Below are 19,908 nucleotides of genomic sequence, written 5' to 3' on the forward strand. Positions count from 1 at the left end.
TTTCATAGAACTTTTGACACTACCTATGAAAAGGACTACGAAAACGTAGCCCCCAAAATGTTAAACTCTCATTTCCCCATGCTCAATCGATGATTTTTCAATTTGAATGGTGGTATGTTCGATTTTGAATTTGTCACGTATTTTATCAATGGATTGCTGTAAAATTTCCTGGCTGTCATGGTCGTCTTTGATTAAAATATGACAAGTGAGCGAATCAATGCCTGATGTGATCGTCCAAATGTGAAGATCATGTACATCAATCACTCCTTCAATTTCTTCAAGCGTGGCTTTCACTTCTTTTTGATCAATTGTAATCGGCGTACCTTCCATTAAAATATGAATTGAATGTGTTAACACACCCCATGCACTTTTTAAAATCAGGATTGCGACAACTACAGATATAATTGGATCCGCTATATACCATTCAAACATCAGCATCAAGAGTCCTGCAATTATGGCACCTACTGATCCTAGTGCATCCCCAAGAACATGAAGGTATGCGCTCCGAAGGTTAACGTTATTTTTTACATCGCCTTTACTTATCAATGACCAAGCACTTAGTATGTTCGCCAAAAGACCAATTCCGGCAATGATCATCATGGTCCCACTTGCTACAGTCGGAGGCTCAAAAAATCGCTGAAACGCCTCATAAACGATAAAACCTGCAATGACAAACAGGGTAACTGCATTAAAGAGGGCCGCTAAAATCTCAAATCGGTAAAACCCATAGGTCTTCTTCGGAGATGCAGGTCGGGTAGCAAACCAAAATGCAACTAAGCTTAACGCTAATGAACTTGCATCACTAAGCATATGTCCTGAATCTGATAACAAAGCTAAACTGTTTGTAATAAGACCGCCGAAAAATTCCAGCAGCATGATTCCCGTTGTAATGATTAGAGCAATGAGTAAGCCTTTTTTATTACCTTCCCTCACTTCATCAAAATGATGATGGTGATGGTGACCATGATGGTCGTGACCGTGATGATGGTGATGATGGTGATGTCCCATCATTTTCCCCTCCTATTCATGTTCGATATGATGAATGACTTGGTGAAGCAAAGTAATGACATGTTCATCATCATATGTATAAAGGAATGTATTCCCCTCGCGCCGGTATGTCACTAAGCGAAGATTACGTAGTAAGCTGAGTTGATGGGATACCGCTGATTGTGACATTTCGAGGACTTCTGCAATATGGGTAACCGAACATTCCTCTTGTGATAATAAATAGAGAATTTTAATTCGCGTTGGATCTGCGAGTGCTTTAAAAATGCGTGATGCTTCGTCAATTGTTGTTTGTGATAAAAAGGAATGATCTTTTTGTTCCACTATTTAACCCTTCTTTCTTTAATTGTGCTAGGTTACCTGGATATGCTGAGCAATGAACTTTGCATCATCAGCGACACCCTGAAGTAAGGCTGAGCCTCTTCTCGTTTGCCAGGGTAATCCTAAAAAATAAAGACCCTTTATTTTGGTGATTCCTTTTATGTGCTCAGGCTGACCGTTTTCTTGTAAGGCGTTCGGGATTTGTAGCCAATGATAATTAGGTTTGAATCCTGTTGCCCAAACAACATTATGAACGTTAAGGTCGCTTTTATCTTCAAAAATGAATGTATCATCTTTTATAGTAGTGGTTCTTGGTTTTATCGTAACTTTACCAGATTTAATGGCTGTCTTTAATTCAAATCCAAAAATCGGATCGGGACGTTTTTTTATAAAAGTACCTAATTTGGATGTTGTACTGGCTTTGAGTATACCAAATTTATCAAACCACCAAAAAATGCTCTTCCCACCGAAGTCCTGCGGGATAAAGTTGAATTTTTGGCTAACCGAGAGATACACAGTCCGCTCTTTTGCCAACTCAACTCCAATTTGTGCACCAGAATTTGCTCCCCCCACAACCAATACTGGTCCATCTTTTAGTTGCGTTGGATTTTTATATTGTGATGAATGGATTTGAAAAACTTGATTGGATAAGTTCTTTGCAAAATTTGGGATCGATGGTTCTTGAAATGGGCCAGTTGCAATCACTATATTTTTAGCCTGGATTATTTCTTTCGTCGTTTCAATTTTAAAGCCATCTTCTACCTCTGTAACGCTGGTTACTGTTGTATTTAGTTGGATTGGAAGCGAATGGTATGATGCGTATTTAGCTATATAATCGGCAACCTCATCCTTTGTTGGGTAACCTTGCCTTGGACCGTTCATTTTGAAATCAGGAAGCTCACTATAAGCTCTTGGTGTAAAAAGGGTTAATGAATCATACCGATTTTTCCATGATTCCCCGATTTCCTTCGCTTTATCTATAAGTAGAAATGATTGAACGGCTTGTTTTAAATAATAACCCATGGCTAAACCCGCTTGACTGGCTCCGATTATCACAACATCATACATAAATATCCCTACTTCATTTAAAGTATATGAGCATATGCTCATATATAATATTAAGCTGGTATTTGAAAGGTGTCAATTAAAATTGGAAAATTTTTGTGGGACAATGAACCTGTCCCTGTGTCCCATTAAAAAACCTGCATTTCACTAGGAATGCAGGTTCGAGATTTTATTTTTCTTGTTCCCATTCTTCTCTAAGCAAACCCATCCGGATTGAGTCGTAGTAAAAGCCGTTATAGTAGCGACATTTTCTCATGCGCGCTTCGAGTGTCATGCCGAGCTTTTGGCCAACCTTGATCATACGTTGGTTGCCTGACCATGTCGTGTATCCGACTCTTTCGATATATGGGATCGTTTCAAATAAATAGTCAATCCAATGCTTCATTGCCTCGGTTCCGTAGCCATCTCCCCAATATTCTGGGAGATAGATAACAATGCCCATCTCTAGCCATCTAGTGGCTTCACTTTCCCAGTAGAAAATAACTGATCCGATAATTTGGCCATCAGCTTCAATAATCATGTGATCTAATGGGTGGTGTTGCATGGCGAGTTGATGTTCCGCCTTTTTTAAATACGTTTCTTTATCTATATACTTAAGCGTAAAATAGGGCGCATCCCACTTTTTCCATTCTGGACTAGGGTTACCGTAGCGCAATTCCCAAATTATAGGTAAATCTTCTTTTTCGACTGGACGTAAAGTGACTTTTTCTCCTTTTATTTTGACTAGATTCATCTTGATCCCCCTGATATTCTTTAAAACGTTAATTTCCAACATATTTCCTATATGTATGTTTTATTCGTTATGAAACAGAGAAAATCCTTTCTTTTATTTAAAACGTTACTGGGAAAAAGCACTGTACTTTTAAAAGCCATTTTTCGGCATCAAAAAAGCATGCAGCGTTATGCTACTGCATGCTTAGTTTCCAACAACCTCTAAGAAATTGTCTTTGAATGACTCTTCTTTTTCAAATTGCATTTCTTGTTGTTGTTCGATTTCCACTCGTCTTGCCATCTCGAATTCCTTTAATCTTGTTTCACTAAGATCGCCTTCATTTAATGCTTGTTCCAGGATGGGTGCCAATACATGGGCATCTTTAATCGCACAGTTAATACCAATCGCTGCCGTTGGTGTCATGGTATGTGCTGCATCTCCAAGGATGATGAGGCCATTTTTTACCCAAGTGTCTGCATTTGAGCTAAACACTTTTAAGCAAACGAAGTTTTTCCAGGTTTGAATATGTTCCCTTACCGTTGAATCTAATTCTGGAAAACTGGTTAATAGTGGCTCCAGAAATGGCTCTAGCGGTTGCTTACGTAACGAATTGAATGTACCTTCTTCAATGTTCCAGCCAATTTGAATCATCCCACCTGTTTGTGTAAACAATGCTAGTTGATTTCCATTGGCAAGAACCATTTTTGTTGAAGGCTCCCAATCAGCAGGTGCTGGAATTTTAGCCCAAAGCACATCATATCCATGTGATTCCTCAGAAGCTGCAATACCCGCAAGTTTTCGAACAGTTGAGTAACGGCCATCCGTTCCCACAACGATTTTACTCGCAATGTTGATTTCTTGTCCATTTTGTTTCGCTTTTACACCAGTATAGTGTCCTTGATCATCCAGAACTAACCCCGTAACAGTTGTGTTTACAAGCAACTGAAAGTTTGGAAACTGTGCTGCTTCGTTAGAAACAGCTGTTAAAAAATGCGGCTGTGGTATATGAATTCCAACGTGATCCTCAAGTGTTGGTGTGATTGTTTTTACAATATGACTACCATTAATATATTGAACCTTTTTCATCTTTAATAATCCAAGTGCTTCTATTTTATCGAAAAGTTGATGTTCTTCTAATATAGCTTCGGTTTCTGCGTTGATGTGTTCACCTCTAAATTCACGTTCATTTCCAGAAGTACGCTCAACGACGATGGTTGATATACCCTTCTTCGCCATTAAAAAGCCAAGTAGTGCACCCGCAGGACCTCCGCCCACAATACAAACATCTGTCTGTAAATTCATGTTATCACCTTCTATTATAATCGTATGATGCAATAATGTTTCCTAATAAGAAACAAAGTTCACTAAACGATAATTAAATGATAACAACCAAGATTTATTTGGTCAACTGATATTCATTTCCATAATTGATTGTAATAAAATAGAATGTAATGATTTGGAATATTTTTCAAGGGGCGAGAAGAATGAATAAAATTCTTTTATTGGTTGTGTTTGCTTGTGCTCTATTTTTAGCAGGCTGTAGTAGTGAGCAGACAGGACTATCACAACGGGTGGATGAAAATAATACACCACCAAAACAAGTAGAAGGCGAAGAAAAAAATACAGAGCCTTTCGAAATGGATACAGCCACTTATGAGGATGGGGAGCTTATAATTTATTATCCTCAGCTAAATAAAATGCATGATAAGGAACTAGAGCGGCAAATCAATACTCTTATTCAAGAAGACGCAACACTCTTTCTAAAGCAATATCAAGGTGGGGACTCTCCACTTGAAATGAATTATGAGGTTGTATTACCAGATTCTGATACCTTTAGTATTCGATATACCGGTGACTATAATGGTGGGATGTATCCTACGAGCCTTTTTTTCACCACCACTATTGACTGGAAAAATGGAGAAAAAGTTAGACTAGCGGATATGTTTATTATAGATGAAGGCTTCATTGAAAAATTGCAAAATGCACCTTTTATTGATTGGGAAAATCCAAAGGAGCCAAACCAGGAAAAACAGGCTGCTATTGTTGAATACTTAAAGACTTTTGATTCACAAACTTTTATTGAGGCCATTACGAAAGCAGATCACCCAAATCCTGAAGAAAACCCTTATGGCGTTTTTTCATACTTTCTTGATGAAGCTGTTATCATAAGTATTCAAGTTCCTCATGCACTTGGAGACCATGCAGAGTTTGAGCTGAAAATGAATGACTTGGTGAAAAAATAAAAAACTTGAGAAAAGCGCTAAGTGGAATCTAGCGCCTTTTCTTTTGGTTATTTACTAATCATACAAAGTTCATTAATTTCTTACTGACACAGGTTCTGTCTGTTGCTTTTACTGTTGATATTGCTTGTTCCTTTACAGAGGATTCCCTTTTTACAAACAAGGATAAAATTAAGGTGACAACTGAAATTCCAGTAACAAAGTAGAATGCGTATTTTACACCTGCAGCTAAAATTTCCGGATCTGATGCAGCAGGAACTTCTGCCACATAGCTTCCTTGACCAGCTGTTAACCATAACGTATCTAAAATACAACTGTCCCATAAATATTAAAAAAAACAGCATTAATTCAAGAAGAATTAATACTGTTGCATGAGATGCTAATTAATTTAACTCTAAGCAAAAAATCTAAATTTCTACCCAAAACCGTTTTATGACATTTCCATCTTCCTCGATAAAATCCGTATCAGGTACCCCACCGTTATTTACTATAGTTTTTAATGACCCGATGTTATCCTCATCACAAACAACTAAGGCTTTCTGAATCCCAAGTTCTTTCGCTTTTTCTAAAGATAATGCCAATAGTTTCGTTGCATACCCTTTACGTCGTTCAGAGGGGCGGATTCCATACCCAATATGACCGCCACTATTGAATAACGGTTCGGTTAATTGATGGCGGATATTTACTGCTCCGATTACATTTTTGTTTTCGCCCACTAACCAAAAGGTTGAGTCAGGCACCCAATTTTCAGGGAGATTTTCTCCTTTTTCAGAATCAAATAGAGTTTGAAGCATTTCTTGAAAATTTGATGGGTCCTTACTAATCACCCAAGGTACCATATCTTCCTGACTTTCTTTCCATTCATTGTAGAAGGACAGATATTCAGATTGATAGTCTAGTGATGGCCGAATTAATGTAACCTGTTCCATATATAATCACCTTCCAAAATAGTTAAAAAAAAGTAAAATCGTAATTATAATTCATACACTTCAAAAAGATTTTCAGAATTGACTACAATTTTACTGCCATCTGTCGTTAAAATTTCAAGTGGAAATATTGCAGAAATTTTATCGGAAAAGATCCATATTCTTCCAGGTTGATTTAAGATGATGAAGATTCCCTTTGATTTATCTCCCATGAAATTTAGTGATGTTTGGCTTAGTGGGTTGTTGTTTCTTTCATTAATACCAATCTCTATTAACTTAGTGCCAGCACTAATCGCATCATTTACCGTAAGTCCTATTTCACTAATATTGATCACACTGTCTATCGAGAATGGCTTTTTTTCTTCTTCAGAACCCTGCCTTGAAATAAACTCTACAATATTCCCAGCTGGATCGTAAAAATAGAGAGCATGCGCGGAAAAGAAAGAAAAATAGGCTTCGTCCTCCCCATCCTCCACACTTAATTCCACCCTCTCTTTGACCCATGACTTTGCTTCTCTAAACTTGTTAGAAGGGATATTAAATGCAAAGTGATAATAGGGATTCCCTTTTACGTTTTGTGTGGTAAATTCCAACTCACTTGAACCCACTCTAATTCGAAAACTGCTGTTATTTTCTTTAATTAAAGGAAATCCGAAAAGGTCAACATAGAACTTCTTCATCTCTTCCATTCTATCTGTTTGTAAATTGACTAATTTAATTTCCATGTTGGGACACTCCTCTAAAATTTTACTGATTCATTACTGAAAATCCGATCCATCCTATAAGAACAAAATTTGGAACAATAAGTAAGACCGATAACCATATTATCTTTTTCGCCTGAGACACGGCAGCCCCAATATAAAAAAGCGGAAATATGAGTCCCCATATTTCAAAACGTGGTGTAGCTGCAAGATAGAGTGACAGTGGTACTAGAAGAACTGCAGCTATTACGAGTAAGAAAGGTTTATTTTTATAGATTGATAAAACCGAGAGTATAAGTGATGCAATCATAAACGGCCAAAATAGAAATGCCATAGAAACCTCCAATTTGTAAGAAATGACAACTGTATTATTACTAGAATAAGTTCAACAAAAAGAAGTGTTAATCCTGCTTAGATTAACACCTCTTTTGACGGTTACGTCTTTAGTATGAGTAAGATAATGAGAAAAATGATAAGGCCAATCATAAAAATCGTACCAAGACTTGCGCTGTATACGACGTATACATTTACATGAAGGATCACATGGACAATCAGGATTACGAGTATCAAAATCAGCAATAGAATTGCTACAGTAATATTCTTATTCCTATTCAAAAAATCAGCACCTTAACGAAGATTTAGGAAGGCTTGTATACTAACGTTTATTCTTCAGTTCGTGACAATATTCCTAAAACTCCCTTAACTAAGGGTGCCTTGTGTTTGAAATAGGTGTTTTGATTTTCGACACTCTTTTTCGATATAGCACTTATCGTTTTTCAATACAGGGATATACCGATTTCGCTCTTTACGGTATAGCACTTATCGTTTTTCGATACGGGGATATACCGATTACACTGTTTGCGATATAGCATTTATCGTTTTTCGATACAGGGATATACCGATTAGGTTCTTTGCGATATAGCATTTATCGTTTTTCGATCTGGTGCTATACCGATTACACTGTTTGCGGTATAGCATTTATCGTTTTTCGATACTGGGATATACCGATTACACTCTTTGCGGTATAGCAATTATCGTTTTTCGATCTGGTGCTATACCGATTACGCTCTTTGCGATATAGCACTTATCGTTTTTCGATAAGGGAATATACCGATTACGCTGTTTGCGATATAGCACATATCGTTTTTCGATACTGGGATATACCGATTACACTGTTTGCGGTATAGCATTTATCGTTTTTCGATACTGGGATATACCGATTACACTGTTTGCGATATAGCATTTATCGTTTCTCGATCTGGTGCTATACCGATTACACTGTTTGCGATATAGCACTTATCGTTTTTCGATACAGGGATATACAGATTGCTCCCTTTCCGATATAGCTTTAATCGTTTTTCGGTCTGTTGAGTACAGAATTGTTTTTCAAACTCCTCCATTAGGAATGAGGACGCCACCTGCCAAAGCCACCTTCAGTATCAATGATTTGTCCGGTAATCCATGAAGCCTCTTCCGTTAACAACCACGCAATAAGACGCGCTGGGTCTTCCGGCTGCCCAATTCTTCCAAATGGGAACATGGGTTTAAGATTTCCCCATAGTTCCTCGGTCATATACCCCGTATCAACTGGTCCTGGATTCACGGCATTCACAGTTATGTTTTGATCAGCCAATTGATCTGATAGTGTCAGCGTTAGATCAGCTAGCGCTCCCTTCGAAGCAACGTACGCAACTTCGCCTAACATCGGACCTAATCGTTGACCCGACGTCATGAAAATAATTTTTCCTCTGCCTGATTTAGGATCATGTTGAGCTGCAAAATATTGTGCCAGTAAAATGGATGAACGTGCATTAACAGCCCAGTGTTTATCTAACATTTCTACAGTCAGTTCACCAAGTGCGCCATCGCTCCCACTCATTGCATGATTGCAAACAAGAGCATCTATATGCCCACAATTATTACGGATTTCCTCCATCACCCTTTTTGGTTCTTCAGGGTCTAAAAAATCCCCGCTTGTGTCATACAGAAATGCATCTTCGATTAGCTCTGCTTTGATCCCTTTAAGTACTTCACTCAAATCATCCGCACCCCATGATTGTTCTTGATCATGAGGCTGGAAATGATGAACTATAACAGATGCTCCCCATGCAGCCACTTGACGGGCAATCGCATACCCAATCCCTTGGCGACGGCTAACTCCAGTAATAAGTACATTTTTTCCTTTGAGTGGATATTGGTCTCGAATTAATTGGCTCATCAACCGTGATCTCCCTTTTATTTATATTGGAATCTTAATTATGTTACTTTAAAGCACCCTGCTTCATTACTTCTTCTCTTCCTTAACAGCTAGAATTTGAGTTTCGGTTCCCAATTCGTTTCGGATGTTTTTTCGAGCTTCTGCAGGTGTTCTTGCATTAACTGACTGAACTTGTGTTTTCCCGTCTACCTCAATTTCGACAAGAAAACATTTTGCACCACATCTCATCAGAACCCCATCCTTCCATTAAAACTTAACCCCATTTTAACACAACACTTTAAACTTCCATTACATTATGGTTAAATCGTTTTTTCAAAGTTCAGTAGTACTTTCGACTTGTTTTTATTTCTAAAATTGTTTCATATACTTAAAGAATAATGATATGTAAGGATGTTTAGTTATGAAGGAAATAAGTTGGCCAAAAATAGTAGCATTTGCTGCATTTATTATTATATGTTACACGATCTATGATAACGTTCAGGAGCACCAGGAGTTCCTTGAAAAAGTAGAGGCAAATCAAGTTGAAGAGAGGGTTTGGCGGAAGTATGTGGTGAATGGGCTATTGGAAGGACCTAGGTTTTCCGTCCAAATCGGAGCTTTGCCTGAAAGTAGTATCCCTACAAAACATAATGATTCGATGATTACGATTTCTCAGGATCTATTTGACAAAATTGACGTAGGAGATACCATTCCCGGTTATGAAGTCGACGGAAAGTTTTATACGGAGACACTGTTAAAAGAGGAAATACGATGGTTTTATATTTTGTTAACCGTCTTTAGTCTGTATCCAATCGGGTATATATTATATTGGCTTTCTAAAATTAAATCGATATGGAATTTGTTTTCGAATATATCAAGACGCTTGTTGCTTGATAAAATTGCGGGTTTTGTGATTCCTGTGCTCATATTTGGTGGCTTAATAATAGCTCTCCTTCTCTTTCTATCAACTGAAACGAAATCTGCTTTTGAAAATGGGTATGAGAAATATTTTGGAAAGAATCATGCTGAAACAATGGCAATTGTAACGGACCGCGGTTTTGAAAGGAGAACGTCAAAGTACAACAGAAGTGAGTACTACATCTCCTTGATGTATAAACCTAAGAACCATAACACCATTTTTGTCGTAAAAGGCGTCACATGGCATACTTATAACAAATATAAAAAGGAAATGCCAATCATCTATAATGTCGATAATCCTTACCAGGTCTTTGCCGAGGAAATGGATTTTAGCGATTACACTGCAATCTTAATGACGGAAACCGTAATCCTAACGCTCGTATCCATCTTTTTAATCATTTTATTAAGTTGGCTACCGTTTCTGTTATGGAAACGAAACAAACAAAAAGAAAAGAAGGACCAACCATTATAGACATGGACGGTCCCTTTTTATATCACTTAATCCCTTTCTCTTGCCTTTTGTGTATCACGGATGTTCTTTTGAACGGTAATTGCAGCAAAAATACTTAGGACAAATGACATTCCGTAAAAACCTTTTTCACTTAAAACGATACTTCCAGCGTTGTAAAGTCCAATCGCCATTAATGATACAGATACGATAAGTGCAACCCAACTAATTCCATAATAGATACTTGTTACAGGAATTCCCTCTTCCTTATCCCTTACGGCTTTTTGCAAAGAAACGGATGCATACAGACCAAAAATTAAGATTGCAAAGTAATAGCCTTTTTCATTTAGTTCCATTGCGGCGTTAAATAAACCGATCAGATAAGCAGAAACACCCACTACTAACGCTGCCCACGAAGCTCCTTTAAAGGCTGCAGTTGGTTCCCCTTCTTTCCGCTCCACCTTCATTTTCGGTTTTTCTTGTTTGTCCTTATCAACCAAAACCTCATTCTCCATCGAATGTTCCCCTCCATTTTTCTTATAAAAAAGGAAGCACTGCAGATACCTGTAGTGCCTAAATCCATTATACAAAAATCGTTTACAAAAAATGATATTTTTTTCGTTTTTTTACATCCGGAATTTTCGACATTTTAAGAGTCCAAGTATTTTTGTAGTATTTGATAGCCACCAATTATCACATAAGAAATACATCCTAGAATGATGATAAGTCGAATCATGAAATGATCAATGATAAAGAGTACAAATGGCATTGTTAGAAGTAAAATACCTACGCGAGCCCCAAATTTCGTATAACGAATGGCATCATCCGAAAACTCAGGTTCTTTCTTATACATCCACCTTTGCCCGAAAATCAAACTTTCCTCGGGGTTGAAATAGGTCCATATTAACAATGCATATAAAGGAATCATTAAGGTAAAATACAAAATGACTTCTGCCAAACCAGTCCCCCCTAGTGAAGATTTAATCCTTTTATAAAATATACGGTTTTATCCACCATTTAGTTTCAAATTATTCTGTCTTTATCAGAATGACTACTAATTCACTAGAAAAAACATAAAATATGAAACTAGTAAAACATTCAAAATAGAAGTCCTTTTAGGCTCGTGACAAACACCCATTTTCCTAGGAAAACGTGGCAATATGAGACTAGGTGAGTATACTGTAGGGAATCTACACAGAGAAAGGAAGTAAGAACATGGAGCTAAATGTATCTAACGTAAATGCGGCATCTTTTCAGACCCCTTACATGGCACCACAACCAACATATACAGCCCCAAGCTATGATTTTACCCCTAGTTATGGATATGCTTGTCCTGAACCTTGTCACGATAATACCTTTGTATTAGTCGTTGTGTTGTTTATCTTATTAATCATTATCGGTGCTTGTTATTTTCCAAAGTGCTAAGTAAAAGCTAGCCTTCAAAAACATCACACAAAAACAAGAACATATACCAGCGATATGTTCTTGTTTTTTTGAACTCCTATAATTGCGAGATATTCTTGGTTTTTAATAATCTTGGATATCGGACAAAGTATTGAAGTTATCGGACATAGATGCCAGGATATCGGACAATATTTTGATTTTAACGGACAATGCTTGCCAATTTATCGGACACAAAACACATTTTATCGGACAAACCAAAATATTTTCGTTGTGAAGACATTGGTTCGAATACTTATTTTATTCTTTCATATATTGGGTTTAGGACAACCACTCAAAATGGAGGGATTTATTTTGGATAACATTGAAAAAGAACCACAGGCGAAGACCGATAATAGAAACTATAACAAAATTAGAGTGAATAACCATATAAATTTCACGGTGAATTTCGGTGATTCTCTCAATTTACTGGCCCTAATTGCAGGTGTATTTTTCATTAAGACCGTCTCTAAAAAGACTAAACAGAAATCCCCAAAAAGAAAAAAGGCGTTGATCCTTTCTTAGATCATCGCCTTTTCTTATTGTCGCGGTGCAAATAACATGACCGAAACACCTATAATACAGATTCCTGCACCTACCCAATCGTATAGATCGGGTGTTTTCTTATCAATTCCCCACCCCCAGAGGACAGAAAGAACGATAAAGACCCCGCCATAGGCGGCATAAACTCTACCGAAAGAAGGAAAGGTTTGAAAAGTGGCAATCACACCATATAGGGCCAATGCGATTCCGCCACCGATTCCCCAATAATATGGCTTTCCTTCTCTTAACCAAAGCCAAATCAAATAACCTCCCCCGATTTCAGCGATTCCCGCTATGATAAAAAAGAAAATTGCATGTAAAATATAAATCACGTCCAATATAAGTAAATTGCGGTACATATCGATTATAGCAACTTGGTATGTTTATTTAAAAGGATTGAAATACGGCTTGGCAATCACTTATTTATTTCGTTGAATAAGTACTTCATTCAACTTCATTGGTGTGATTGTCCCTTGATGAAAGTACAATTGCCATCTTCCTTCAATATGCTTCCATATGGAACTTCGCAGGGTATTCCTTTTCCTCGTCTCATTGACAATGAAATAGGTTGCTAAAACGACATCTGGTGCCAAAGGACAAATCTCGTAGTTATGGAGAGACATGACCGTAAGATCAATTCTAGATTCAAGACATTCCTTTTTATTAAACATATAACCGGAACTACCAATCTCAAAGAAGTCATCTGCTAGAAGCTTAGCTAGTTCCTCACGACTTTTTCGAACTTCTACGTTTATATGCATTTCCTCTAATTCTTTTAAATGTTGTTTTAACTGATTATCCACTATTTACAACCCCCTTCTTACTTACTTCCATTTATATTTTATTCTCCTATAACTATCTTATCCCTTTATTACTTTGCAATGACAAAAAGGGGGTCCAAGGGTCGGAAGTTTCGACCTTTGAACACCCCTTTCATTATTTTACTTTCAAACAATAAATCGGCTCAGGATGATGACCCTCTTCTACCTCTCCGGTTGGGATAAAACCCGCTTTTTCATAGGTTCGTATTGCTCGCTCATTATTATAGATAACAGATAGATAGATTTCCTCGCATTGATAGGTATTTACCATATCCTCAATAATTGCATTTAAAACTGGGGTTCCATATCCTTTTCCTTGATACTTATGCCCTAACATCATACTGATCAATTCATACCGATTTGTTTCTTTTTGAAATCCATGGGAAGCAAAACCAATTAGTGTATCACCGTCATAGATTGCTTTTGGAGTAAAACCAAATGTTTGGCATAGTGCAAGAAAATACGTATTTGATCCTACCCATCTTTCATAGATTTGGATATACTTTTCTTGGTTTTCATCAGACTTTAAATTGATCACATCATAGAAATTATCCTCTGTTACATCAACTAATTTAATGTTCATGGAAGTTCTCCTTTTTAGTTGAAAATAATTAACCATCCTATAAATTCAACAAATGTAGAGTTCTTCCTTCACAGAATAGCGGACAACAGGAAGTTTTTCTTTCGACAAAAAACCTCCAATCCCAATCGAGATTGAAGGTTCTTTTTATTTATGAATCGTAAGTGGTTAACTTAGGACAAGTTCCTTTTGTTTTTTTTCTATCTTCTCTTGTTTTTCGATTAAGCCAAGTGCTTCTCCAGTTGAAGCATTGATTTTCGCCAGAAGATCTGGGTGTTCCATAAGAGATAACCCATATGAAGGAATCATGTCTTTGATTTTTGGCTCCCATTCTAACATATGTTGTGGGAAGCACTTTTTGATGATTTCAAGCATAACATGAACAGCAGTTGAAGCACCTGGTGATGCACCTAGCAACGCTGCAATTGAACCGTCAGCTGCGGTAATCACTTCAGTACCAAATTGAAGGGTTCCTTTTCCGCCTGCTTCAGTGTCCTTAATGACTTGAACGCGTTGGCCAGCTACAATTAAATCCCAATCTTCGCTTTTTGCATTTGGGATAAATTCACGGAGTTCTTCCATTCGTTGTTCTTTTGATAACATGACTTGTTGAATCAAGTATTTTGTTAGCGGAATTTCTTTTACCCCAGCTGCTAACATCGTTAACAAGTTATCATGTTTGATTGACGTAATTAAATCCATATTTGAACCTGTTTTTAGGAACTTTGGAGAGAATCCCGCAAATGGTCCAAATAGTAATGACTTTTTGTTGTTAATATATCTTGTATCAAGATGTGGAACAGACATTGGTGGCGCACCAACCTTTGCCTTTCCGTATACTTTGGCATGATGGTTTTCAATCACTTCCGGATTATTACATACCATGAAAATTCCGCTTACTGGGAATCCACCAATATGTCTTCCTTCAGGAATACCGGACTTTTGGAGTAGATGTAGGCTTCCTCCACCGCCTCCAATAAAGACGAATTTTGCTTTATGATGTTCAACAGAACCACTGTTTAGATCTTTTACCTTCAAGTCCCATAGACCATCACTTGTACGTTTCACATCTTTTACACTGTGGTTGTAATTAATTTTGACATTTTTATTCTTCAAATGGTCAAACAACATGCGTGTTAAATTACCGAAGTTCACATCTGTACCAGCGTCTACTTTTGTAGCTGCAATTGGTTCATTTGATGGGCGATCCTTCATAATGAGCGGAATCCACTCCATTAGTTTTTCCGGATCTTCAGTATATTCCATTCCTTGGAACAACGGATTTTTTGACAGCGCTTCAAATCGTTTCTTTAAAAATTCGACATCCTTTTCCCCTTGGACCATACTCATATGTGGTAATGGCATGATGAAATCTTGTGGGTTTTGGATTAAATTATTTTTCACAAGATGTGCCCAAAACTGCTTAGAAACTTGGAACTGTTCGTTGACATTAATTGCTTTCTTAATATCTAATGTTCCGTCTGGTTTTTCAACGGTATAGTTAAGTTCACAAAGTGCAGCATGACCTGTACCAGCGTTATTCAATTCGTGAGAGCTTTCCTCTCCTGGCTTATCGAGCTTTTCAAAAACGGTAATGTTCCATTCAGGCACTAGTTCCTTCAAGAGTGTCCCTAGTGTCGCACTCATGATACCAGCACCGATTAAAATGACATCTGTTTTGGTTTCTATGTTGCTCATATTTATCAACCTTTTCTTTTAAAATTTGGACAAAAAAGATGAAGGCGGTCACAAAATCGGGCTCACCATTGTCAGACAATCTCTTTCTCGTCTCAATTAAGGCCATTTTGGATGGCAATTTTTCATAGATTAATATTTCATTATTATATGATAATTATAGGCTATTTAAAAGCCAGTTAAAAGTATGATGTTTATTTAGATGTTTCGTGGCTCCGACAATATAGCCTTGCATCTTCAGAAGAATGAATGTAGTACTAATAAACTCTTATTCTTCATTCCATCTTTTGTTATTATAACATGAAAAAAAGCATAAACATCAAATTTCATGCAAAATAAATCATAATAATTCGACAAGTGACAGCGCTTTTCTAAGCATTCACGCATGGTTATAACTCAATATATACTGCCTTATCTCCCTTATTTTTGTTCCGTCGCGAATAATGCTATTTCATCACAATTAGTCTGTTCTGTGCATGTGAACAAATTTTTTTGAAGATTAGTTACAATCAAAAGAAAACCTGTATTTCGTTTTGAAATACAGGTTTAGAGCATATATTGAGACGCTTTGAAAATCATCCAGATAAAAATCAAGGCCCATAGAATCAGGATAAGTGATCCTGCAACCCAGTTCTTTGGTTTGCCGTTTTTCATCATTTCTTCTGCTTTAACTTCGCAATCTGCTATGACCGCACTTGGAATCATTTTCAATGCAAACATGATTCCAATTGGGACAAGGATGACCTCATCAAGGTATCCGAGGATTGGTATAAAATCTGGGATTAAGTCGATAGGGCTGAATGTGTAAGCTACCACTCCAGCAGTAAAAAGCTTAGCATACCATGGAACCCTCGCATCCTTATATGCAAAATACAAGACGAATATTTGTTTTTTTAAACGTTTTGCCCAACTTTTGATTTTCTCCATAAGTTCACCTATTGATTTTGTTTCCTTATTTTATTCCCAACTTTATTAGGTGTGTATACCTTTAGGATTTCCTACCTTTACCACTTTTAACCACTGCTAGGAGATTAAGACTTTTTCAACGGCTCTAATAGTTCAATAAGTTCAGGGGTAAATCCTTTAACAGCGCGGTCTCCTACAACTGTTACAGGGACACCTAGAAAACCGAAGCGTTCCACTTCTTTTTGGTAGACCTCGTTTTCTGCAATATTTCGGAGGTCAAATGTAATGCCATTTTCAGTGAGAACCTTTTTGACAAAAGTACATTCGACACAGTCATTTGTTGTATAGACAATTACTTCTTTATTCATTGTAGCCATACTCCTTATTCTGCCGGTGGGCCAAATTTTCCTGCGTGAAAATCACGGTATGCTTGTTGGACTTCTTCCATCGAATTCATTACAAATGGGCCATAAGCGACAATTTCTTCGCGTAGTGGGACCCCTGAGTAAATAAGTAATTTTGAGCGACTATTTGCTGTTATTTGAAACTCACTTTCATTTTTACCATTTTCATTAAAGGTAAGGGTACCTGCCCCTGTTTTTTTCAGAAGTGTTTTACTTTCACCAAGCTCTACTTCACCGGAAAGTACGTATACAAACGCATTGTGGTTTTCAGGAAGTATGTGTTTGTATGTCATGCCTTTCGCAAGTGAAATCTCGGTCATTGTAATGTGAACCAAGCTATTCATCGGCCCTTTAACTCCCGCTATTTCTCCGGAGTAGACCTTTAATTCCCCACCTTCAATCTTCACACGAGGTACATCCTCTATGTACACATTTTGGTAGGAGGTTTGTGTATTTTTTAGGGAACTCGGTAAGTTCAACCATAGCTGAAGCGTATGAGCAATATCTTGATCAACTGGCTCCTCAGCATGTCTTGCACCACTTCCAGCATTCATATACTGGATATCACCGGCCTCTAAAATTGAGTTTCCACCATGGTTATCAATATGCTCCAATCGTCCATCGATTACATAGGTAATCGTTTGAAACCCTCTGTGTGGGTGATCCGGAAATGCACCACGCTGATACCAGTCCTCTGCCATAATTAAAAATGGGTCAAATTCCTCGAACCGATTTGGTGGTAGCACAAAGCCTTGTTGAACATGGGGATACCCATTATTGTTGTATTTTATATACCAATGCTTTTTTAGATCTCGTTTAAAAAGGGAACTCATTTCGTTCACTCCTTGCTTGTCCATACTTGTATTCTTTCCTATTTCCATTTCATTTTGACATGTTAGGTGTATTTGCACAAAAATTACGCTTTGGATTTAGACTTCACCTAGTATATTTTTCCAGTAGTCAGTATAATTAAAGTAAGATTGGGGGGTTTTGATGGGTCTCATCATATTATTGATGTTTTTGCTTCTTTCTATAATCGATAGTTTATTAGGAAAACGATTAGAACCAGGGTATAATGTGGCCGAATCAGACGGCCGTGTAAAATTCCGGGTAGGTGGCATCCTTATCGTCATCTTATTTTTGGGAAGTGCTTATGTGTTTTTTGATATTGATAATATGAACCAAGTAAAATGGCTCCTTATCTTTTTTATGATTTCTATTTGGGGATTTCAGTCATTCATGGAATGGAAATATGTTGAGGGAAAAAAGTACAAATTGTCTCTTGTTTTAATGGTCGTTTCTGTTATTGCTACTTTTGGAATCTTTTTTACTTATGAGAAAATCACTAATACTACTTTTGGTGAGGAAGTTAGTAAATACATTGGGGAAACAGAGAAAATCGACAAAATTGAATTAACATGGATTACATTAGATGAAGCAAAGGGATACATTCACAGTTATTCAACAATCACTGATCAATCAATGATACAAAGACTCATTTTTGAACCTTCAGATATGGACCTTATGAGGACAAGATTTGGACCTGGTTTGGGCTATTTCGTGACAGTCTATATTGATGAAGATGTCTACAGTTTAGTTGTTACCGAAAGTGAGTTGCGAATCGAAGACAAAAGCTATGAAATCGAGGGTGAAAACAAGCTATTAAACCTAATTGAAAACGAGCAATTGGAGTGGGTTGAGGAATAATAAAAAATAAATAACCCCCTAAGGGATCCCTTAAGAGGTCTTTAATAAAGATTCAATTTCTTCTTCAGTTACAAACTTCCATTTAATATCTTTCCATATATCCTTATCCATTGCTTCTATAAGCAAGTCGATTTCATTATACGTAAACTTAACTGTTTGTTCCTTCATGTAATCCACCAAACCTTTCAGTATATTATTCGCTTAGGCTTATCTTGGTTTGAGGGTCAAGTTCGAGAAAAATTTCAGGAGGAGAGAAATATGAATAACACTCAGTCTATTAAGTTTCGAAACTTCGCCAACACCGAGTGTAAGGGCTCAAGTAGCTTGTATGAATTTCTTTCATTACAGATTGCCGACGATGATGAACTACTTGAGTTGGCTTCTCACGCACCTAGTGGCCAACCTTCATCTAATTTGTTGTTTGGTGCTGTTCATTATCTTTTACTAAAAGGAAAGAACCACCGGCTTCGAGATTTTTATCCAAGTATGACGAAGAATCCTCGGAAAGTAGAGGAATCCTTTTTACCTTTTAAAGAGTTTTGCAGTCAATATTCTACTGAAATCATCCCGCTTTTACAGGAAAAATTGGTTCAGACAAATGAAGTAAGACGATGTTCCTATCTTTTTCCAGCCTTTCAATTTATTTATAATATCGTAAAAAAGCCGCTAGCTTTGATTGAAATTGGGACCAGTGCCGGCCTTCAGTTGCTATGGGATCAGTATAGTTACTCGTATGGAACGGGTGCAGTTTTCGGAAACAGAGAATCAACTTTGCGTATAACAGCTGAAATAAAAGGAGACAATACTCCTAATCTACAAGACTTTATTCCACCAGTATCTGAACGTATTGGAATCGACCTCCATCCTATTGATTTAAGGGATGATGAAAATGTCCTCTGGCTAAAAGCCCTCATTTGGCCGGAACATCATGAAAGACATGAGTTATTTGAAAATGCTGCGGAAATTGTTAAAGCGAACGAAATGCGGTTGATTAAAGGGAATGGTGTTGAAATGCTTGATGAACTTTCTAAAGAAGTTTCAAGCGAATATGCTATTTGTGTGTTTCACACCCATGTGGCTAACCAAATGCCTACAGGAGTGAGGAATAGATTGCTAGAGAAGGTTAAGCAGATCGGATCCGAACGTGAGATTTTCCATCTATATAACAATATACAAGACCGCGACCTTCATCTAGATTATTCTCTTGATGGGAAAGAGTATAAACATGTTGTTGGTCAAACAGAAGGGCATGGAAAATGGTTTTCATGGGAGTTATAAA

At 37.3% G+C, this 19,908-nt stretch carries 28 protein-coding genes; 5 read left to right on the forward strand and 23 right to left on the reverse strand.

The genetic code is table 11. From position 1 onward, the window contains the following. Positions 1-60: 60 nt before the first annotated feature. The 5 genes from CKJ95_RS13025 to CKJ95_RS13045 all read right to left on the reverse strand — a co-directional run bounded on the left by CKJ95_RS13025 (position 61) and on the right by CKJ95_RS13045 (position 4,405). Entirely contained in the window at positions 61-1,008 is a 948-nt protein-coding gene (locus CKJ95_RS13025) for a cation diffusion facilitator family transporter (protein ID WP_099353873.1), read from the reverse strand. Between the two features lie 12 nt (positions 1,009-1,020). Further along, positions 1,021-1,329: an ArsR/SmtB family transcription factor gene (locus tag CKJ95_RS13030; RefSeq protein WP_099353874.1), complete on the reverse strand. Its 309-nt coding sequence runs from the start codon at positions 1,327-1,329 to the stop codon at positions 1,021-1,023. Between the two features lie 27 nt (positions 1,330-1,356). Beyond that, positions 1,357-2,394 carry a flavin-containing monooxygenase gene (locus CKJ95_RS13035; protein ID WP_099353875.1) on the reverse strand — a complete coding sequence of 346 codons (1,038 nt, stop codon included), beginning with the start codon at positions 2,392-2,394 and terminating at the stop codon, positions 1,357-1,359. A gap of 166 nt (positions 2,395-2,560) precedes the next feature. Then, positions 2,561-3,124: a GNAT family N-acetyltransferase gene (locus CKJ95_RS13040; protein WP_099353876.1), complete on the reverse strand. Its 564-nt coding sequence runs from the start codon at positions 3,122-3,124 to the stop codon at positions 2,561-2,563. Between the two features lie 183 nt (positions 3,125-3,307). Further along, positions 3,308-4,405, reverse strand: coding sequence for an FAD-dependent monooxygenase (locus CKJ95_RS13045; RefSeq protein ID WP_099353877.1), 1,098 nt, complete (start codon positions 4,403-4,405; stop codon positions 3,308-3,310). A gap of 182 nt (positions 4,406-4,587) precedes the next feature. Here CKJ95_RS13045 and CKJ95_RS13050 point away from each other — a divergent pair, with 182 nt between their 5' ends. Then, the gene (locus CKJ95_RS13050; protein ID WP_099353878.1) at positions 4,588-5,346 is read left to right on the forward strand and encodes a hypothetical protein; all 759 of its coding nucleotides are present in this window, start codon (positions 4,588-4,590) and stop codon (positions 5,344-5,346) included. 58 nt (positions 5,347-5,404) lie between these two features. Here CKJ95_RS13050 and CKJ95_RS13055 read toward each other — a convergent pair whose 3' ends face one another. The 8 genes from CKJ95_RS13055 to CKJ95_RS23390 form a co-directional block, all read right to left on the reverse strand. Next, a complete protein-coding gene (locus CKJ95_RS13055) occupies positions 5,405-5,611 on the reverse strand; it encodes a hypothetical protein (protein WP_180271504.1) in 207 nt (68 codons plus the stop codon). A 139-nt stretch (positions 5,612-5,750) separates the two neighbouring features. Then, positions 5,751-6,272: a GNAT family N-acetyltransferase gene (locus tag CKJ95_RS13060; RefSeq protein ID WP_099353879.1), complete on the reverse strand. Its 522-nt coding sequence runs from the start codon at positions 6,270-6,272 to the stop codon at positions 5,751-5,753. A 44-nt stretch (positions 6,273-6,316) separates the two neighbouring features. Continuing rightward, positions 6,317-6,994, reverse strand: a complete 678-nt coding sequence (locus tag CKJ95_RS13065) for a VOC family protein (protein WP_099353880.1) — start codon at positions 6,992-6,994, stop codon at positions 6,317-6,319. 22 nt (positions 6,995-7,016) lie between these two features. Next, the gene (locus tag CKJ95_RS13070) at positions 7,017-7,304 is read right to left on the reverse strand and encodes a hypothetical protein (protein WP_099353881.1); all 288 of its coding nucleotides are present in this window, start codon (positions 7,302-7,304) and stop codon (positions 7,017-7,019) included. A gap of 101 nt (positions 7,305-7,405) precedes the next feature. Then, entirely contained in the window at positions 7,406-7,585 is a 180-nt protein-coding gene (locus CKJ95_RS23215; protein WP_142353945.1) for a hypothetical protein, read from the reverse strand. Between the two features lie 605 nt (positions 7,586-8,190). Continuing rightward, positions 8,191-8,388, reverse strand: coding sequence for a hypothetical protein (locus tag CKJ95_RS13075; protein ID WP_142353946.1), 198 nt, complete (start codon positions 8,386-8,388; stop codon positions 8,191-8,193). Then, positions 8,370-9,188, reverse strand: coding sequence for an SDR family oxidoreductase (locus tag CKJ95_RS13080; RefSeq protein ID WP_099353883.1), 819 nt, complete (start codon positions 9,186-9,188; stop codon positions 8,370-8,372). The genes CKJ95_RS13075 and CKJ95_RS13080 overlap by 19 nt, the downstream gene beginning before the upstream one ends. A 66-nt stretch (positions 9,189-9,254) precedes the next feature. After that, complete coding sequence (locus CKJ95_RS23390; RefSeq protein WP_180271505.1) at positions 9,255-9,416, reverse strand: hypothetical protein; 162 nt, start codon at positions 9,414-9,416, stop codon at positions 9,255-9,257. A gap of 172 nt (positions 9,417-9,588) precedes the next feature. Here CKJ95_RS23390 and CKJ95_RS13085 point away from each other — a divergent pair, with 172 nt between their 5' ends. Further along, the gene (locus tag CKJ95_RS13085; protein ID WP_099353884.1) at positions 9,589-10,557 is read left to right on the forward strand and encodes a hypothetical protein; all 969 of its coding nucleotides are present in this window, start codon (positions 9,589-9,591) and stop codon (positions 10,555-10,557) included. Positions 10,558-10,583: 26 nt separating this feature from the next. On the opposite strand, the gene yiaA is transcribed toward CKJ95_RS13085, so the two are convergent. Continuing rightward, complete coding sequence (yiaA, locus tag CKJ95_RS13090; protein WP_099353885.1) at positions 10,584-11,048, reverse strand: inner membrane protein YiaA; 465 nt, start codon at positions 11,046-11,048, stop codon at positions 10,584-10,586. A gap of 134 nt (positions 11,049-11,182) precedes the next feature. Next, complete coding sequence (locus CKJ95_RS13095; RefSeq protein ID WP_099353886.1) at positions 11,183-11,491, reverse strand: hypothetical protein; 309 nt, start codon at positions 11,489-11,491, stop codon at positions 11,183-11,185. Positions 11,492-11,748: 257 nt separating this feature from the next. On the opposite strand from CKJ95_RS13095, the gene CKJ95_RS24035 reads away from it, so the two are divergent. Then, entirely contained in the window at positions 11,749-11,958 is a 210-nt protein-coding gene (locus tag CKJ95_RS24035; RefSeq protein WP_306475365.1) for a YjcZ family sporulation protein, read from the forward strand. Between the two features lie 554 nt (positions 11,959-12,512). Here the strand turns inward: CKJ95_RS24035 and CKJ95_RS13110 are convergent. The 7 genes from CKJ95_RS13110 to CKJ95_RS13140 all read right to left on the reverse strand — a co-directional run bounded on the left by CKJ95_RS13110 (position 12,513) and on the right by CKJ95_RS13140 (position 17,755). Beyond that, positions 12,513-12,875: a YnfA family protein gene (locus CKJ95_RS13110; RefSeq protein WP_180271506.1), complete on the reverse strand. Its 363-nt coding sequence runs from the start codon at positions 12,873-12,875 to the stop codon at positions 12,513-12,515. Between the two features lie 60 nt (positions 12,876-12,935). Then, a complete protein-coding gene (locus tag CKJ95_RS13115; protein ID WP_099353888.1) occupies positions 12,936-13,322 on the reverse strand; it encodes a nuclear transport factor 2 family protein in 387 nt (128 codons plus the stop codon). A 130-nt stretch (positions 13,323-13,452) separates the two neighbouring features. Continuing rightward, a complete protein-coding gene (locus CKJ95_RS13120) occupies positions 13,453-13,920 on the reverse strand; it encodes a GNAT family N-acetyltransferase (RefSeq protein WP_099353889.1) in 468 nt (155 codons plus the stop codon). A 165-nt stretch (positions 13,921-14,085) separates the two neighbouring features. After that, positions 14,086-15,615: a malate:quinone oxidoreductase gene (locus CKJ95_RS13125; protein WP_180271507.1), complete on the reverse strand. Its 1,530-nt coding sequence runs from the start codon at positions 15,613-15,615 to the stop codon at positions 14,086-14,088. Positions 15,616-16,158: 543 nt separating this feature from the next. Beyond that, the gene (locus CKJ95_RS13130) at positions 16,159-16,539 is read right to left on the reverse strand and encodes a YkvA family protein (RefSeq protein WP_099353891.1); all 381 of its coding nucleotides are present in this window, start codon (positions 16,537-16,539) and stop codon (positions 16,159-16,161) included. Between the two features lie 104 nt (positions 16,540-16,643). Continuing rightward, positions 16,644-16,886 carry a glutaredoxin family protein gene (locus tag CKJ95_RS13135; protein ID WP_099353892.1) on the reverse strand — a complete coding sequence of 81 codons (243 nt, stop codon included), beginning with the start codon at positions 16,884-16,886 and terminating at the stop codon, positions 16,644-16,646. 14 nt (positions 16,887-16,900) lie between these two features. After that, the gene (locus tag CKJ95_RS13140) at positions 16,901-17,755 is read right to left on the reverse strand and encodes a pirin family protein (protein WP_099353893.1); all 855 of its coding nucleotides are present in this window, start codon (positions 17,753-17,755) and stop codon (positions 16,901-16,903) included. Positions 17,756-17,915: 160 nt separating this feature from the next. On the opposite strand from CKJ95_RS13140, the gene CKJ95_RS13145 reads away from it, so the two are divergent. Next, positions 17,916-18,629 carry a DUF4181 domain-containing protein gene (locus CKJ95_RS13145; RefSeq protein ID WP_099353894.1) on the forward strand — a complete coding sequence of 238 codons (714 nt, stop codon included), beginning with the start codon at positions 17,916-17,918 and terminating at the stop codon, positions 18,627-18,629. A gap of 30 nt (positions 18,630-18,659) precedes the next feature. Here CKJ95_RS13145 and CKJ95_RS23395 read toward each other — a convergent pair whose 3' ends face one another. Beyond that, positions 18,660-18,797 (reverse strand): hypothetical protein, encoded by a 138-nt coding sequence (locus CKJ95_RS23395; RefSeq protein WP_180271154.1) that lies wholly within the window; start codon positions 18,795-18,797, stop codon positions 18,660-18,662. A 90-nt stretch (positions 18,798-18,887) separates the two neighbouring features. Between CKJ95_RS23395 and CKJ95_RS13150 the strand changes: the two genes are divergently transcribed. Beyond that, the gene (locus tag CKJ95_RS13150; RefSeq protein WP_099353895.1) at positions 18,888-19,907 is read left to right on the forward strand and encodes a DUF2332 domain-containing protein; all 1,020 of its coding nucleotides are present in this window, start codon (positions 18,888-18,890) and stop codon (positions 19,905-19,907) included. The last annotated feature ends 1 nt before the right edge of the window (position 19,908 follow it).

The organism is Fredinandcohnia onubensis (genome assembly GCF_002734285.1).
Classification (GTDB): domain Bacteria; phylum Bacillota; class Bacilli; order Bacillales; family Bacillaceae_L; genus Ferdinandcohnia; species Ferdinandcohnia onubensis_A.

What these genes read in the sequence shown, in the direction of transcription:
- CKJ95_RS13025 (WP_099353873.1), bottom strand. Translation starts at nt 1,008, where the DNA reads ATGGGACATCACCATCATCACCATCATCACGGTCACGACCATCATGGT.
- CKJ95_RS13035 (WP_099353875.1), bottom strand. Translation starts at nt 2,394, where the DNA reads ATGTATGATGTTGTGATAATCGGAGCCAGTCAAGCGGGTTTAGCCATG.
- CKJ95_RS13040 (WP_099353876.1), bottom strand. Translation starts at nt 3,124, where the DNA reads ATGAATCTAGTCAAAATAAAAGGAGAAAAAGTCACTTTACGTCCAGTC.
- CKJ95_RS13045 (WP_099353877.1), bottom strand. Translation starts at nt 4,405, where the DNA reads ATGAATTTACAGACAGATGTTTGTATTGTGGGCGGAGGTCCTGCGGGT.
- CKJ95_RS13050 (WP_099353878.1), top strand. Translation starts at nt 4,588, where the DNA reads ATGAATAAAATTCTTTTATTGGTTGTGTTTGCTTGTGCTCTATTTTTA.
- CKJ95_RS13060 (WP_099353879.1), bottom strand. Translation starts at nt 6,272, where the DNA reads ATGGAACAGGTTACATTAATTCGGCCATCACTAGACTATCAATCTGAA.
- CKJ95_RS13065 (WP_099353880.1), bottom strand. Translation starts at nt 6,994, where the DNA reads ATGGAAATTAAATTAGTCAATTTACAAACAGATAGAATGGAAGAGATG.
- CKJ95_RS13070 (WP_099353881.1), bottom strand. Translation starts at nt 7,304, where the DNA reads ATGGCATTTCTATTTTGGCCGTTTATGATTGCATCACTTATACTCTCG.
- CKJ95_RS13080 (WP_099353883.1), bottom strand. Translation starts at nt 9,188, where the DNA reads ATGAGCCAATTAATTCGAGACCAATATCCACTCAAAGGAAAAAATGTA.
- CKJ95_RS23390 (WP_180271505.1), bottom strand. Translation starts at nt 9,416, where the DNA reads ATGAGATGTGGTGCAAAATGTTTTCTTGTCGAAATTGAGGTAGACGGG.
- CKJ95_RS13085 (WP_099353884.1), top strand. Translation starts at nt 9,589, where the DNA reads ATGAAGGAAATAAGTTGGCCAAAAATAGTAGCATTTGCTGCATTTATT.
- yiaA (WP_099353885.1), bottom strand. Translation starts at nt 11,048, where the DNA reads ATGGAGAATGAGGTTTTGGTTGATAAGGACAAACAAGAAAAACCGAAA.
- CKJ95_RS24035 (WP_306475365.1), top strand. Translation starts at nt 11,749, where the DNA reads ATGGAGCTAAATGTATCTAACGTAAATGCGGCATCTTTTCAGACCCCT.
- CKJ95_RS13110 (WP_180271506.1), bottom strand. Translation starts at nt 12,875, where the DNA reads ATGTACCGCAATTTACTTATATTGGACGTGATTTATATTTTACATGCA.
- CKJ95_RS13120 (WP_099353889.1), bottom strand. Translation starts at nt 13,920, where the DNA reads ATGAACATTAAATTAGTTGATGTAACAGAGGATAATTTCTATGATGTG.
- CKJ95_RS13125 (WP_180271507.1), bottom strand. Translation starts at nt 15,615, where the DNA reads ATGAGCAACATAGAAACCAAAACAGATGTCATTTTAATCGGTGCTGGT.
- CKJ95_RS13130 (WP_099353891.1), bottom strand. Translation starts at nt 16,539, where the DNA reads ATGGAGAAAATCAAAAGTTGGGCAAAACGTTTAAAAAAACAAATATTC.
- CKJ95_RS13135 (WP_099353892.1), bottom strand. Translation starts at nt 16,886, where the DNA reads ATGAATAAAGAAGTAATTGTCTATACAACAAATGACTGTGTCGAATGT.
- CKJ95_RS13140 (WP_099353893.1), bottom strand. Translation starts at nt 17,755, where the DNA reads ATGAGTTCCCTTTTTAAACGAGATCTAAAAAAGCATTGGTATATAAAA.
- CKJ95_RS13145 (WP_099353894.1), top strand. Translation starts at nt 17,916, where the DNA reads ATGGGTCTCATCATATTATTGATGTTTTTGCTTCTTTCTATAATCGAT.
- CKJ95_RS23395 (WP_180271154.1), bottom strand. Translation starts at nt 18,797, where the DNA reads ATGAAGGAACAAACAGTTAAGTTTACGTATAATGAAATCGACTTGCTT.
- CKJ95_RS13150 (WP_099353895.1), top strand. Translation starts at nt 18,888, where the DNA reads ATGAATAACACTCAGTCTATTAAGTTTCGAAACTTCGCCAACACCGAG.